General features: G+C 69.5%; 13 protein-coding genes. 9 read left to right on the top strand and 4 right to left on the bottom strand.

Annotated elements, in window-relative coordinates:
* The first annotated feature begins 2 nt into the window (after positions 1 to 2).
* The 4 genes from ABT313_RS15555 to ABT313_RS15540 are packed head-to-tail and all read left to right on the top strand — an operon-like array spanning position 3 to position 6,105.
* On the top strand, positions 3 to 1,304 hold the full coding sequence (locus ABT313_RS15555; protein WP_350853134.1) for a nucleotide sugar dehydrogenase: 1,302 nt from the start codon (positions 3 to 5) through the stop codon (positions 1,302 to 1,304).
* Positions 1,301 to 3,937 carry a glycosyltransferase family 4 protein gene (locus tag ABT313_RS15550; RefSeq protein WP_350853131.1) on the top strand — a complete coding sequence of 879 codons (2,637 nt, stop codon included), beginning with the start codon at positions 1,301 to 1,303 and terminating at the stop codon, positions 3,935 to 3,937. Before ABT313_RS15555 ends, ABT313_RS15550 begins: the two co-directional genes overlap by 4 nt.
* 12 nt (positions 3,938 to 3,949) lie before the next feature.
* Positions 3,950 to 5,089 (top strand): glycosyltransferase, encoded by a 1,140-nt coding sequence (locus ABT313_RS15545; RefSeq protein ID WP_350853128.1) that lies wholly within the window; start codon positions 3,950 to 3,952, stop codon positions 5,087 to 5,089.
* Positions 5,090 to 5,136: 47 nt separating this feature from the next.
* A complete protein-coding gene (locus tag ABT313_RS15540) occupies positions 5,137 to 6,105 on the top strand; it encodes a hypothetical protein (RefSeq protein WP_350853125.1) in 969 nt (322 codons plus the stop codon).
* Here ABT313_RS15540 and ABT313_RS15535 read toward each other — a convergent pair whose 3' ends face one another.
* Positions 6,106 to 6,909, bottom strand: a complete 804-nt coding sequence (locus ABT313_RS15535; RefSeq protein WP_350853122.1) for a helix-turn-helix transcriptional regulator — start codon at positions 6,907 to 6,909, stop codon at positions 6,106 to 6,108. It lies immediately after the preceding gene.
* Positions 6,910 to 7,002: 93 nt separating this feature from the next.
* On the opposite strand from ABT313_RS15535, the gene ABT313_RS15530 reads away from it, so the two are divergent.
* Positions 7,003 to 7,749, top strand: a complete 747-nt coding sequence (locus ABT313_RS15530) for an SDR family oxidoreductase (RefSeq protein WP_350853119.1) — start codon at positions 7,003 to 7,005, stop codon at positions 7,747 to 7,749.
* A gap of 7 nt (positions 7,750 to 7,756) precedes the next feature.
* On the opposite strand, the gene ABT313_RS15525 is transcribed toward ABT313_RS15530, so the two are convergent.
* Both ABT313_RS15525 and ABT313_RS15520 read right to left on the bottom strand, forming a co-directional pair.
* On the bottom strand, positions 7,757 to 8,605 hold the full coding sequence (locus ABT313_RS15525) for an NAD(+)/NADH kinase (protein ID WP_350853117.1): 849 nt from the start codon (positions 8,603 to 8,605) through the stop codon (positions 7,757 to 7,759).
* A 23-nt stretch (positions 8,606 to 8,628) separates the two neighbouring features.
* Positions 8,629 to 9,621 (bottom strand): SPFH domain-containing protein, encoded by a 993-nt coding sequence (locus ABT313_RS15520; protein WP_350853114.1) that lies wholly within the window; start codon positions 9,619 to 9,621, stop codon positions 8,629 to 8,631.
* Positions 9,622 to 9,700: 79 nt separating this feature from the next.
* Here ABT313_RS15520 and ABT313_RS15515 point away from each other — a divergent pair, with 79 nt between their 5' ends.
* From ABT313_RS15515 to ABT313_RS15500, 4 genes are all read left to right on the top strand, one after another.
* Complete coding sequence (locus ABT313_RS15515) at positions 9,701 to 10,420, top strand: NUDIX hydrolase (protein ID WP_350853111.1); 720 nt, start codon at positions 9,701 to 9,703, stop codon at positions 10,418 to 10,420.
* A 476-nt stretch (positions 10,421 to 10,896) separates the two neighbouring features.
* Positions 10,897 to 11,025, top strand: a complete 129-nt coding sequence (locus ABT313_RS15510; protein ID WP_350853108.1) for a hypothetical protein — start codon at positions 10,897 to 10,899, stop codon at positions 11,023 to 11,025.
* A 487-nt stretch (positions 11,026 to 11,512) separates the two neighbouring features.
* The gene (locus tag ABT313_RS15505) at positions 11,513 to 12,193 is read left to right on the top strand and encodes an SDR family oxidoreductase (RefSeq protein WP_350853105.1); all 681 of its coding nucleotides are present in this window, start codon (positions 11,513 to 11,515) and stop codon (positions 12,191 to 12,193) included.
* Between the two features lie 37 nt (positions 12,194 to 12,230).
* Positions 12,231 to 12,707, top strand: a complete 477-nt coding sequence (locus ABT313_RS15500) for a hypothetical protein (RefSeq protein WP_350853102.1) — start codon at positions 12,231 to 12,233, stop codon at positions 12,705 to 12,707.
* 136 nt (positions 12,708 to 12,843) lie between these two features.
* On the opposite strand, the gene ABT313_RS15495 is transcribed toward ABT313_RS15500, so the two are convergent.
* Positions 12,844 to 13,749 carry a carbohydrate kinase family protein gene (locus ABT313_RS15495; protein WP_350853099.1) on the bottom strand — a complete coding sequence of 302 codons (906 nt, stop codon included), beginning with the start codon at positions 13,747 to 13,749 and terminating at the stop codon, positions 12,844 to 12,846.
* Positions 13,750 to 13,779: the final 30 nt, after the last annotated feature.

The following is a 13,779-nucleotide window of genomic DNA, read 5'->3' as shown; positions in this document are numbered from 1 at the left end:
CTGTGCGTGTCAGTGTTGTTGCCTTAGGCAAGATCGGACTGCCGCTGGCGGTCCAGTTCGCGGCCAAGGGCCATCAGGTCGTCGGCGTCGACATCAACGAGAAGTTCGTCGAGATGGTGAACGCCGGCAAGGAGCCGTTCCCGGGTGAGGCCCACCTGCAGGAGCTGCTCGCCGAGACCGTGGCCGACGGCCGTCTGCGGGCGACCACGGACTACGCGGACGCCATCCCGAACAGCGACGCGGTGGTCGTGGTCGTGCCGCTGTTCGTCGACGAGAAGACCGGCGAGCCCGAGTTCGGCTGGATGGAGAACGCGACCCGTTCGCTGTCCGAGCACCTGAGCCCCGGCACCCTGGTCAGCTACGAGACCACGCTCCCGGTCGGCACCACCCGCAACCGGTGGAAGCCGATGATCGAGGAGATCTCCGGTCTGACCGAGGGCACCGACTTCCACTTGGTGTTCTCCCCGGAGCGCGTCCTCACCGGCCGGGTCTTCGCGGACCTGCGCAAGTACCCGAAGCTGGTCGGCGGCCTGTCCGAGGAGGGCGCGAAGCGTGCGACCGCCTTCTACGAGGCGGTGCTGGACTTCGACGAGCGTCCCGACCTGCCGCGCGCGAACGGCGTCTGGGACCTCGGTTCGGCCGAGGCGTCGGAGCTGGCGAAGCTGGCCGAGACCACCTACCGCGATGTGAACATCGGCCTCGCGAACCAGTTCGCCCGGTTCGCCGGCCAGAACGGCATCGACGTACACGCCGTGATCGAGGCGTCGAACTCGCAGCCGTACAGCCACATCCACCGGCCCGGTATCGCGGTCGGCGGCCACTGCATCCCGGTCTACCCGCGGCTGTACCTGTGGACCGACCCGGAGGCAACCGTTGTCCGCGCCGCCCGCGAGGCGAACGCCGGGATGCCGGACTACACCATCGGCCTGCTCGAGGGCGCTTTCGGCGACCTGAAGGGCGCGAAGGTGGTCGTGCTCGGCGCGGCGTACCGTGGTGGCGTGAAGGAGACGGCGTTCTCCGGCGTCTTCCCGGCTGTCGAGGCGCTGAAGGCGCGCGGCGCCGAGGTGTCCGTGCACGACCCGCTGTACACCGACGAGGAGCTCCAGGGGCTCGGCTTCACGCCGTACACGCTGGGCACGCCGGTGGACGCGGCCGTGCTGCAGGCCGACCATGCCGACTACGCACAGCTGAGCCCGGCCGACCTGCCGGGTGTGAAGGTGCTCGTCGACGGCCGTGACCGCACCGACCCAGCGCGCTGGGCGGGTGTCCGTCGGATTGTGATCGGAAGGTCGGTCAGCCAGTGACAACTGCCGACCTGCGGGTCGTGATGATGGTCGCCAACGACGTCACCAACGACAGTAGGGTCCGCAAGGAGGCCGCAGCACTGGCCGAGACCGGAGCAGAGGTAACTGTGCTCGGGGTCTCGGCCAGCGGCCTGCCGTCGAGGGAGATGCTCGACGGAGCGCTGATCGTCCGGGTGGCGGTGCCTTTCGCACTGCGTGAGGAACGGAAACGAAGCCGTACGGCGCGACGCAACTGGCGGCCGCCGTTGGTGGGGTACAGGTACCGCGCGACGTACGTGGCGCGCAGCGAACGGATCCAGGCCGAGCTGAAGGAGCTCAAGGCCGACTCCGGGCATGCGATCGCACGGGCGAAGGCGGGCCAGGGAAATCCGCTCAAGTTCAAGGCCGGCGTCGGCACCCGCCTGCTCCGCCGGGCGCGCTGGAAGGCCGCCGAGCGGGCCAGCTGGGTCCGCAAGGGCGTGGGCAACAAGGCCGATGCACCGTTCAAGTTCAGCTGGCGGGCGTACGACGGGGTGCTGCACCGGCTGCCCTGGCCGGCGCCGTGGCGCAAGCTGCACCCCGAGGCGCTGGACCTGGAGCTCGCGTTCGGCGACCTGATCGACCGCCTCGAGCCGGACGTGGTGCACGCGCACGACATGCACGTGATCGGTGTCGCGACCCGCGCCGCCGGTCGCGCGGCGCTGCGCGGCCGGACGCTGAAGGTTGTCTACGACGCGCACGAGTACGTCGCCGGCCTCTCGCAGTACGGTGCCCGCACCCGGCGTTCGATCGCGGCCTGGGCCAACCACGAGCGCGAGTACATCGGCGACGCGGACCGGGTGATCACGGTCAGCCCGGCGATTGCCACCCGGCTGCAGGCCGAGCACAAGCTCAAGCTCCGGCCGACGGTCGTGATGAACACGCCGAACCCTGCTGACGTGTCGGTCGAGGTGTCCGACATCCGCAGCCAGATCGGCCTGGCCCCCGACGTACCGCTGCTGGTTTACAGCGGTGGCGTGACGCGGGCGCGTGGCGTCCACACCGCCGTACAGGCGCTGGTCGACCTGCCGGACGTGCACCTGGCCGTTGTGTGTGTGCCGGGCGTTGCGACGGACGCCGTCCGTGAGCTGCAGACTCAGGCGGTGCAGCTCAAGGTGCAGGACCGTCTGCACTGCCTGGAACCGGTGAAGCCGGACGAGGTGGTCGCGTTCCTGCGGACCGCGGACGTCGGGCTGATCCCGATCCTGCGCTACCCAAGCCACGAGATGGCGCTGCCGAACAAGCTGTTCGAGTACGCCTTCGCCGGTCTGCCGGTGGTCGTCAGCAACATGCCGAGCATGAAGGAGTTCGTCGAGCGCACGCGCATCGGCGAGGTCTTCACCGCCGAGGACACCAGGGACCTCGCCGCCAAGGTGCGGACGGTGCTCGCGGACCTCGACAGCTACCGGGAGCGGGTCGCGGACCCGGTCTACCAGCAGGAGGTGTCCTGGGCAGGCCAGGCTGCCAACCTGCGCACGCTGTACGGCGAGCTCACCGGGCGTCAGCTGGACGTCGTCCGCCAGGGCGGGGCGGTGGAGAAGAAGCAGCCGCACCTGTTGATCGGCCCGGTCAACAGCGCGGGCCAGGCCTGGCTGTGGGCGACCGCGGTTGAGCGTGAGGTGCCGGACGTCAAGGTCGAGTCGCTGACCACGGGCAGCGGTTCGTTCGACTTCAAGGTGCACCGGACCGGGACCTACAAGCAGTACCGGACCGATCTGCGCTGGCAGCTCGAGCTGACCGCGTACGCGTTGCGTGAGGTCACGCACGTGCTGTTCGAGGCGGGCCGGCCGATGTTCGGCCAGCTGCGCGGGCAGATGTGGACCACCGACGTACCGATCCTCGAGCAGGCCGGGATCAAGCACGGCGTGCTGTTCCACGGCTCGGAGATCCGCGATCCGGCCCTGCACCGGGCGCGGTACCGGTACTCGCCGTTCCGCAACCCCGAGGACGAGCTGACCCAGCGGCTGCAGTCCGGCAACGACAACATGCGCCGGCACCTGCAGGGGTACGACGGCCCGGTCTACGTGACCACGCCGGACCTGCTGGAGTTCGTCGACAACGGCATCTGGATCCCGCTGGCGGTCGACGTCGAGGGCTTCGCGTCGAACCGGCCGGTGCTCGAGCGCGACGTTCCGGTGGTGCTGCACGCGCCGTCGGCCAGTGCGCTCAAGGGCTCGGCGTACGTCGACCCGGTGCTGACCGATCTGGACGCGCGCGGCCTGATCAAGTACCAGCGGGTGCAGGGTGTGCCGCACGCGGAGCTGGCCGAGATGGTCAAGGACGCCGACATCGTCGTCGACCAGATGCTGCTCGGTTCGTACGGCGTCTTCGCCTGTGAGGCGATGGCCGCCGGCCGGGTCACCGTCGGCCACATCGCGGACCCGGTCCGGGACCTGCTGCCGAGCGATCTGCCGATCGCCGAGGCGACGCCGGACGACCTGTCCGAGGTGATCGAGCGGCTGGTCAGCGAGCGTGACTCGGCCCGGAAGATCGCCGACGCCGGACCCGGCTACGTCCGGGACCTGCACGACGGGCACCGGTCGGTCGAGGTGCTGCTGCCGTTCCTGAACAACGAGGTCGGTCCGCAGCGCTCCAGCTCATCCGGCGGCGAGTAAGTGCGGATTCTGATGATCGCGCAGTCCCCGATCGCCGGGGACTCGCGGATCCTGCGGGAGGCCACGGCTCTGGCCGCGGCCGGTCACACGCTGCACGTGATCGGCCGTGACGTCCCTGACGGCTTCGAGATCGGCCCGGGGATCACGGTGGAGTCAGTCTCCCGCTCCTCCGGTCTACGGACCGGGAACGGCGGGCTGACCGTCGGGCACGGGCATTCCGGGCCTAAGGTGCTGGCGAAGCGGTTCGGGCGGTGGCTGTTGCTGCCCGAGCACCGCAACCGCACCGAGAAGCACTGGCGGACTGCAGCGGCGCCGGTTGTGGCCGCAGCCGGGCCGGTTGATGTCGTGCATGCGCATGACTTCAACACGCTGGAGCTGGCTGCGGAGTACGCGTCGCGATGGTCCGCGTCGCTGGTTTACGACAGCCACGAGCTGTGGTTCGACCGGGCGCTGCCGGGCCGGCCGACGCCGTTGTGGCGGGCGCGCGGGCGGCGGTACGAGGTATCGCTGGCGTCGCGCGCACGGGTCGTGTTCACCGTGTCGGACGGGATCGCTGCGCGGTTGCGTTCACGCGGGTTGTCGGACGTTCGCGTCGTACGGAACACGTTCCCGCGGGCGGACGACGTACCGCCGGCGCCGGATCGGCCGGAGGGGTTGTTGTACGCCGGACGCGTCGGCGCCGGACGCGATCTGCCGACGGTTGTTGCCGCGGCACGGCAACTGCTGCCGTTCCGGACCGTGTTGATGGGGTCGGTGGATCCCAACTATCGCTTGGATCTGGGCCCGGTGGAGACGGTGGCGGAGCGCTCGATCGACGAGGTCGACGACACGCTCCGCACGTACGGAATCTCGCTGGTGACTCTCACGAACACCTGCGAGAACCACCGCCTTGCCCTTCCCAACAAGCTCTTCCACGCGGTCCGCGCCGGCGTTCCGGTCGTCGCCGCCGACCTCCCTGAACTGCGTGCGGTTGTCACGCAGTACAAGCTCGGCGGTTTGTACGAGCCCGGCAACGCGCAGTCGCTGACCGACGCGGTCCGCTCGGTGATCGACAACTACAGCACCTACACCGACGGTGTTCGTTCCGCGGCCGCGGAGCTCAACTGGGAACACGACGCAGCCACCCTCACAGCTGCCTACGCCGAATTCTGACAACCTTTCGCGTCCGCTCTGTATCAGAGGGTGTGAAAGGGGTGGACATGAATCGACGACTGACTGCTTTGGCGGGCTGTGCGGCACTTGCCCTGACCGCCTTAATGCCGGCAGCTGCGCACGCCGCGAAACCTGACCCGACCAAGCCCGGGGCGACGGTGCCGGGGACCAACCGGAAGATCACCGCGGCGCAGGCCAACGCCTGCTTCGTCTGGCAGGGCGGGGTGACCGCCAGCGGCGGGCACCACTTCGCTGACCCGACCGCGACGGTACCGCCGACGACTCCGGACGACTGGACCAGTCCCGGGGTGTACGCGCCCGGCCAGGTCCGGCTGAGCGCGCGGCAGACGATCGAGCCGGACATCTCCGGCACCGATCGCTACGGGTACGTCGTGATCGGTGACGCGCTCTACTACAGCTCCTACCAGGAGTACGGCGACGGCACGATCGACAACAAGTCGCTGAGCCGGATCGGCGGCGGCTGGGGCAGCTTCACGTTCCTCGAGACCTCGGACTACGAGAGCCCGGACTGGTCGAAGAAGATCTACCGGTCGGCGTCGTACGCGCTGCGCAACGACGGCGTGCTGTTCCGCTGGAACGTCGACGGGAAGGGCTGGCACGCGGCCGGATCGTATCCGGGCTTCTCGTCGGTGAAGTCGATGACGCTGATCGCCAAGACCCCGACGTACGACACCTTCCTGGCGAACACGCGCGGCGGGGCGCTGTACACGATCCGCATCCCGGCCGCGTCCCCGATGAAGCCGGTTGTGAAGCAGGTCCGCACGCGGACGTGGCAGGGCTTCGAGACGCTGTCGGCGATGGGCTGTGGTCAGTACGGCACGCTGCTGCTCGGCATCGACAAGGACACCAAGAAGAACTACCTGTACGCCGTGGGCCACGCGAACGGCCTGTCCACTGTGATCCAGTCCCGCGGCGAGGTGGCCGGCAACCTCAGTGACCCGGTCAACTTCCGCTGGGTGACCATCCCCGTCTACGACACGGCCAACGGCGAGTAGCTACTTCTGTAGCGGGATGCGGTCGGCCAGCCAAGTTCTGGTGGGCTGGTCGGCGGGGGTGTAGGTGAGAACGAACTGGTCGGTGTCGCCCGGGAGTTGGAGGGGCTCCAAGGTGAAGGTGAGAGGGCCGGCCAGCGGGTGGTTGAGGGTCTTCGGGCAGTGGGAGCGGTTCTGGACGTTCTGGGAGAGCCAGAAACGCTCGAAGTCGGGGCTGGCGGTGCGGAGTTCTCGTACCAGTGCCGCCAGCTCCGCATCCTCGACGTACTCGGACGATGCGCGACGAAGCAGCGCGACTGCGTCCTCGGCGACGGTTTCCCAGTCGGCGTAGAACGTGCGCGACGACGGATCCAGGAAGTAGTGGCGGGCGAGGTTCCGTTGCGCCGGGTCCTCGAAGTCGGCGATCACCGACAACGCGGCGGAGTTCCACGCGAGCACGTTGCTCAGGCGGTCTACGACGATTGCGGGGAGATCCTGCATCGCGTCCAGCATCGCCTTCAGCTGCGGGCGGACAGGCGCCGTCGGCGGTACGGCGGGTGGGGCCGCGCAGGCCAATGAGCGCAGGTGATCACGCTCTGCCTGGTCCATCCGGAGAGCGTCCGCGACCGCGGTCAGCACCGCGACGGAAGGGTTTGCGGCGCGACCCTGCTCGAGGCGGATGTAGTAGTCGACGCTCACGTTCGCGAGCAGCGCGACCTCCTCGCGGCGCAGGCCGGTGACGCGACGATCCGGCCCTGGCCGCAACCCGACGTCCTCAGGCCCGACCCGCGCCCGCCTGGTCTGCAAGAACTCTCCCAGCGCACTCACCGCTCCAGTATCCCCGGGACGCTGGGTGGTACTGCCAGACCTATGGTGAAAGCGGACCTTCTGCGCCATCGCCGCGGGGCGGACCGTAGACCCATGAGCACTTCACGTATCGCACTCGTCACCGGCGCCGCCAGCGGAATCGGCGCAGCCATCGCCACTCGTCTCGCCGCGGACGGCGCATCCGTCGCGCTCCTCGCCCGTCGTCGCGACCGCCTCGAGAAGGTGGCGGCGCAGATCGCGGAGGCCGGCGGTACGGCGTTCGTCGTACCGGCCGACGTCACGTCCGAGGAGTCCGTGGCCGAGGCCGCAGCGCAAGTGCAGGAGCGTTTCGGCGATGTCGACCTGCTGGTGAACAACGCCGGGCTGATGTCCGTCATCCCGTTCGCCGACGGGCCGCTCGCGGACTGGCGTCGTACCGTCGAGGTCAATCTGACCGGTGTCATCACCGTCACGCATGCCTTCCTGCCGGCGCTCAGACGGTCCGCCGCGACCCGGACGACCGACTTGATCAACGTGTCCTCGCTGGCCGCAGACCGGTTCAACCCGGGCATGGCGGCGTACGGCGCCTCGAAGGCCGGCGTCAGCCACCTGACCCGCACGTTGCGGGCCGAACTCGCCGGTGAAGGTATCCGGGTGACCACCCTCGAGCCCGGCATGATCGACGGCACCGAACTCGCCGACAGCTTCCCGACCGACTTGCAATCGATGGTCGACGACCTCCGCAGCAGCCTCCCCGCCGTCCCGGTGAGCGAGGTCGCGGAGCTCATCGCGTACGTCGTCGGTCGTCCGCGCGAGGTGAATCTGCCGCACCTGATCATCCAGCCGTCGAAGGAGATCTAGCGCCTGCTCAGACGACGAGGTGCAATTTCACCGCTGCCACGCCGACCTCGACGCGCTGACCCCAGGTCACGGCGAGCGTGTCGGACTCGATCCCGTCGCCGAACACGACGAGGTCCGACTCGGCCGTGATCGTCAGCGAATCCGGCGCCTTGAGCAACCCTTCGGTGTTGTCGGTGCCGGTTGCCGGCGACGGCCACGCCTCGCGGACGAACCAGCACAGCATCGGATCGGTCGGTGCCGGCAGCCCGAGCGGACTCCGTCGTTCCTGCCACGCGGATCGGCACCAGCCGGTCGATCCGGTCCCGGTGCCGACCAGGATCCCCGACGACGACTGCCGCTCGGGCAGCCCGTCGGGCGAACTCAGGCGGTAGCGGGCGGACTGGTGTGTGCGGTGGCCGACGTACACCTCGTTCAACGCCAGCAGTTGCTGGCCGTCATCGGTGCTCGCGGCAACCATCGTGCGCTCGGCGACGGTCCGAGTGATGAGCAGGTCCGCGATCGCGTCGGGTTCGTGCGGCACGAGTACGCCGGGGTTGCGGGCCGGCTCGGGGTTGATGCCGATCACCGGCTGCCCGTCGAGGTACTTCGCGACGTTCGCGACCAGCCCGTCCTGGCCGACCGCGATCACGACGTCCTCCGGCCCGAACCCGAACCGGTCGAGATCGTTGCGCTCGGCAACAGCTCGGCGCCAGTCCAGCGGGATCGCCGCCGACACCGTGGCGAGCGCGTCCTGCTGGGCCTGGTGCCGCACATCGAGCTCGGCCAGATCACGCCCGCGCCCGGCCAGGAAGAACCCGGCCTGCTGCCGCGTACCGTGCCGGGCGACCAACTCGGTCAACTCGGTCGCCCGATGCACGATCACCGCCCTGGGTGGGAGGCTCATCGCGTTTCGGCCAACTTCGTCAGCAGCGGGGTGAGCAGGTCCGGCGTCAGGTTCAGTGTCCCGATCTCCGGCAGGGCGCCCTGCTTGATCGCGAGCGCGAGGATCGTGCCCTGGTCCAGGTCGGCGTACGCGTCCAGCAGAGCCTTCTCCGCGGCAGCTTCCGCAGCGCCGATGACGCGCTTCGCGTCGGCCTCGGCCTGGCTCAGCGTCCGCTGCTGGCTCGCCGCGGCCTCAGTCGTGATCGCCTCCGCCGCTACGGCTTCGGTCGCGCGTAGACGCTCGTTCTGACCGCGCTGGTTCACGAGTTGTTCCTCGCGGCGGGCGAGCTCGATCTGATTCTGCAGCTCGTTCTCCGCGATCGAACGCTCCCGCTCGACGGCCATCGCGCGACGTTCGTACGTCGCCTTGTCCGCCGCCTGCTGCACCATCTCGCGGGTCGGGGTCTGCAGCGCCTTCTCGACATCCCGCTCCGCCCGTACGGCGACCACGCGCACGTCCTCCACGCCGATGCCGAGACCGGTCAGCCGCTGGTCATTGCGCAGTCCGCTGCCGACCGCCGTACGCAGACCTGTCATGCCCTCCGACAGGGCCTCCGTCAGCGTCATCCGCGCCAGCAGGTCCAGAGCGGTCTGCTGGGCGAGCTCAGTCAGCAGACCACCGAGCTGCTCGAGCGGAGTGGCTCGCCACAGCCCCGTGTCCGGGTCGATCCCGAAGTCGAGGCGGCTGGACGCCAGCGCCGGGTCGGTGACGCGGTACGTCACGCTGGCCTGCACGGCGACGTCCTGGAAGTCCTGAGTGCGGCCGTGGAACAGCAGGGGCTGCTCGCGGTCGTCGATCGGGATCTCGCTCAGCGACGAGTTCAGCGCCCGGAACCAGAACGCCTGGCCGGCGCCGTCGTGCGCGACCTTGCCGTTGCGCAGGTGCCGCACGTGGGTGGTGGGGTTGGCTCGCAGGTGACTGATGAAGCGGAACCGGGTGATGTCTGCCATCTCTTCGTTCTCCTTGTCGTCATTTTGACGATAAGGGCTGCCGTAGCTTCTCGTCAAGGTGACGATTAGAGTGGGCTTCATGGAGAGGAAATCCCGTACCGGGGGCAGCGCGGACTTCGAGCCGCTCGGCCTGGCCGCCGACCTGGTCATCCTGACCGTGCGCGACGGCCGCCTCCAGGTGCTGCTGATCCGCCGCGGCATCGCGCCGTACCAGGGACGCTGGGCGCTGCCCGGCGGGTTCGTCCGGCCCGACGAGGACCTGGAGACGACCGCGCGTCGAGAGCTCGCGGAGGAGACCGGACTGTCCTCGGACCGGATCCACCTCGAACAGATCGCGACATACGGCGCCCCCGACCGCGACCCACGCGGCCGCGTGGTCAGCGTCGCTTACCTCGCCCTGGTCCCCGACCTGCCCACGCCGATCGCCGGCTCCGACGCAGCGTCGGCCCACTGGGTCGACGTCGCCTCGGTCGACGGTGCCTCAGGCGACGCGGAGCTGGCCTTCGACCACCGCCGGATCCTGGCGGACGGGGTGGAGCGGGCGCGGGCGAAGCTCGAGTACTCACCGCTGGCGACGGCGTTCTGCCCACCAGAGTTCACGATCTCCGAGCTGCGCGGCGTCTACGAGGCGGTCTGGGGCACGCCGCTAGACCCCCGCAACTTCCACCGCAAGGTCACCAAGACCGCCGACTTCGTCGTCCCCGCCGGCACCACAACCACCCGAGACGGCGGCCGCCCCGCCCAACTCTTCCACCGCGGCACAGCCACCACCCTCCACCCCCCAATGACCCGAGCCTGACACCCACCTCACGGGTACGGCGCCGGGTACGGCGCAGGCTGGTGACGCGCAGCGCGTGAGGCGTGAAGTACGGCGCGAGCCGGCCGCTGGTACGGCGGCTGGGTGCGGGTCCGGCGCGGGGTGCGGTGGAGGTGGGGTACTGCGAGTACGGCGCTGGCGGCTGGGGCCGGGGTACGGCGTGAGGTGCGGCGAGAGGCGGCGCCAGGCTCGGCGGCGGGTACTGCGCGGGGGAGGCGGGCCCGGCGTGCGTGCGGCGCCCGGTAGGTGCCGAGGTACTGCTGGTCTTGGGCGGGCGGTACGGCGTCGGCGGGGGGACGGCGAGGGGTCGCGCTGGCTGGGTGCAGCCGCCGGGTATGGCGGGTGGCTAGAGCGCGAGAGTGCGGCGCACACGGGGTGCGGTGCGAGGTACGGCGCCTGGTGGCGGCGGTGGTACGGCGAGCGGGTACAGCGCGGAAGTGCGGCGGCGGAGGTACGGCGTGAGCTCGCCCCAGGTACTGCGCGGCTGCGGCCGGCGCGGGAGTGCGGCGGTACGGCGTCGACGGGTCGGGCTGGGAGTACGGCGCGAGGTGGCGCCGGTGTGGCGGCCGGGTTCGGCCGGCGGCTAGAGCGCGGGAGTGCGGCGTACGCGGGGTGCGGTGCGAGGTACGGGGCCTGGTGGCGGCGGTGGTACGGCGAGCGGGTACAGCGCTGGAGTGCGGCGTCGGGCAGCGGCGGAGGTACAGCGAGCGATTACGGCATGGCCGGGTACGGCGCAGGCGGCGAGTGCGGCGTGGGGTGGTGCCGGGTACGGCGGGGTACGGCGGCAGGTGCGGCGTGGATGGGATGGCGTAGGGGTACGGCGTGGGTGGGATGGCGTACGGGTACGGCGTGGTGGGTGAGGCGCGGAGGTATGGCGTGAGGTGCGGCGCGGAGTACTGCGTGAGGTGGCTGGTGCGGCGCCTGTCCGTGGGAGGGGGCTGCGGCGGGAGAAAGTGCGTGGGGAGGGTGTGGGTACTCCGCGGGAGGCCGGCGGAGGGAGGGCGCGGGGGTTGCGGCGGGGTGAGGGGTGGGTTGGGTTGAGTTCGTGTGGGGTTGAGGTGTTTGGGTGGGTTTATGACGTTTGATGGGCGGCAGGTGCTGGTGACGGGGGCTGGGCGGGATACCGGGCGCAAGGTTGCTCTTGCGTTTGGGGCCCGCGGGGCTCGGGTGGTTGCTACGGCTCGTACGCAGACTGCGGCGGAGGAGACTGCGGCCCTCGTCCGCGCAGCAGGTGGTACGGCGACTGCCGCCGTACTCGATCTTGCTGACTCGGCGTCGATCGAGCGGCTGGAGCTCGACCGTCTGGACATCCTCGTGAACAGCGGCGCCCGCTACCTCGGCCCCGAGGCAGAGCCGGAAGACATCACCAACACGATCGCCGGCGCCGCAACCGGCACCGTCCTGCTCACCGAGCGGCTACTCCCACTCCTCAGAGCCTCCGACCGCCCCGACATCGTCAACCTGATCTCAGCAGCCGGAGAGCCAGGTCAACACCGCTCCGAAGCCCACGCAGCCTTCTACGCCGCCAAGCACGCCCAGGCCGGGTACGCCGAGATCCTGTCGGCCCGCCTGCGTCCCGAGGGTATCCGCGTCATCTCCCTCTTCCCACCCGACTTCGTCCAAGACGGACCCAGAGACGCCAGCTCGAACCTCACAGCCGCCTCAGTAGTCGACTGCATCCTGTTCGCCGTCACCCAGCCCCGCGACTGCTTCATCCGCGCTTTCCACTTCGAACAGCTGGCTCCTCGGCCGTGACTTTGTGCTGTCGTAGCAGACACTTAGAGTTCACCCCATGCCTGAGCACGTGTTTGTCGACGAGAGCAAGACCAATGGTCTTCTCATGGCGGCAATCATGTGTCCGGCAGCAGAGGTGAATGAACACCGCCGAACGATGGCCGGTCTGCTGATGCCTCGCGAACGGCGGATCCATTTCACCAAGGAGTCACCGGCGAGACGGCGCAAGATCCTCGCGGTCATTGGTGAGATCGGGCCCGCGGCTCGCCTGTACCAGGCGGAAAGGAATGACATCGCTGCCCGGCGGAGTTGTCTTTCGGCTTTGGTGCAAGACATCGCGGGCTCGGCGGAGCGGCTCGTGGTCGAGCGGGATGAGTCGACCGTGACGGTGGACAAGCAGGTGCTGTTCCAAGCTGTGCGGCGGCACGGTTGCTCCGACACTGCAGTACGAATTGCTGGCGGCGCATGCGGATCCGATGTTGTGGACGCCCGACGCGGTCGCTTGGTCCTGGGTGAAAGGCGGGGAGTGGCGTGACTTCGTCGCGTCGTACTCGACCGTGGTTCGGGTCTAGACGCGCGAAACCCGGCTCGCCAACCGTCCGGATGACTGCTGGGTTCACTTCCCGAGGGCTAATGCCCTGAGCTGCTGCCAGTATACAGACCCCGCACCTTCACAGGGCTGCTCGGCTTCGGATGGCTAGTTCTTCGGCGGTGATGAGGTTGGTGTGGGTGCCGGGGGTGCCGCAGGCCCAGGCGCCGGCGATGGTGCCGGCGAGGGCAGCGTCGGGCCAGGGGGCGCCGTCGAGGTAGCGGGCCAGGAAGGCGGCTACGTAGGCGTCGCCGGCGCCGTTGGTGTCGATGACGGGGCGGTCGGGGAAGGCGATGGCGGGGAAGTGGCGGACGGGTTCGCCGCGGACGTGGAGGTAGCTGCCGTCGGCGCCGGCCATCGCGACGACGACCTCGGCGCGGCCGTTGGCGAGGATCCACTCGACGCCGTCGGACGGTAGCGAGCTGGTCGAGACGAAGACGATGTCCGAGGCGGTCGCGAAGTCCTTGTGGTGGTCGTTGCGGCCGTCCCAGTCGTGCAGGTCGGTGGAGATCGAGCGGTCGGCGGCGATCGCGTCGCCGAGGGCGTCGCGGGCGAAGTCCATGATCGAGACGTGGACGTGCTGGGCCTGGCGCAGCACCGGTCGCCACAGGCCCGGGTCGACCCGCAGCCCGGCCGGGTGACGGCCGTCGTACATCGAGAGCCGGCGGCCGTCCGGGCTGACCAGGTTGACCGATCGACGGGTACCGCTCGGGTGCAGCGCGACGCGCAGCGGGAGGCCGAGCTCCTGGTAGGTACGGCGGATGCGCGCGCCCTCGGGGTCGTCGCCGATCACGTCCACCAGGCCGGCGTTCAAGCCGAGCAGGTGGCAGCCGAGCGCGACACCGTGTCCGGTGTGCGCCAGGTACGACTCGATCGGATCGACCGCGATCGAGTCGGCATCAGCCAACGGCAGGCTCGGCACCCGCACGATCGTGTCGATCCCTACTCCACCGATCACCAGCACATCCAACTCCACGGGTCCCGTCATACCCGACTTTCGTCCACGATCACAGGTGTC

The sequence above is a fragment of the Kribbella sp. NPDC000426 genome, from assembly GCF_040300265.1.
Classification (GTDB): Bacteria; Actinomycetota; Actinomycetes; order Propionibacteriales; family Kribbellaceae; genus Kribbella.
Note: the sequence above shows the minus strand (reverse complement) of the source record. Positions and strands in the feature narration are given on the sequence as shown.

Bases quoted from the DNA above. Each gene is read 5' to 3' on its own strand.
- ABT313_RS15545 (WP_350853128.1), top strand. From the start codon at position 3,950: ATGATCGCGCAGTCCCCGATCGCCGGGGACTCGCGGATCCTGCGGGAG.
- ABT313_RS15540 (WP_350853125.1), top strand. From the start codon at position 5,137: ATGAATCGACGACTGACTGCTTTGGCGGGCTGTGCGGCACTTGCCCTG.
- ABT313_RS15530 (WP_350853119.1), top strand. From the start codon at position 7,003: ATGAGCACTTCACGTATCGCACTCGTCACCGGCGCCGCCAGCGGAATC.
- ABT313_RS15520 (WP_350853114.1), bottom strand. From the start codon at position 9,621: ATGGCAGACATCACCCGGTTCCGCTTCATCAGTCACCTGCGAGCCAAC.
- ABT313_RS15515 (WP_350853111.1), top strand. From the start codon at position 9,701: ATGGAGAGGAAATCCCGTACCGGGGGCAGCGCGGACTTCGAGCCGCTC.
- ABT313_RS15505 (WP_350853105.1), top strand. From the start codon at position 11,513: ATGACGTTTGATGGGCGGCAGGTGCTGGTGACGGGGGCTGGGCGGGAT.
- ABT313_RS15500 (WP_350853102.1), top strand. From the start codon at position 12,231: ATGCCTGAGCACGTGTTTGTCGACGAGAGCAAGACCAATGGTCTTCTC.
- ABT313_RS15495 (WP_350853099.1), bottom strand. From the start codon at position 13,749: ATGACGGGACCCGTGGAGTTGGATGTGCTGGTGATCGGTGGAGTAGGG.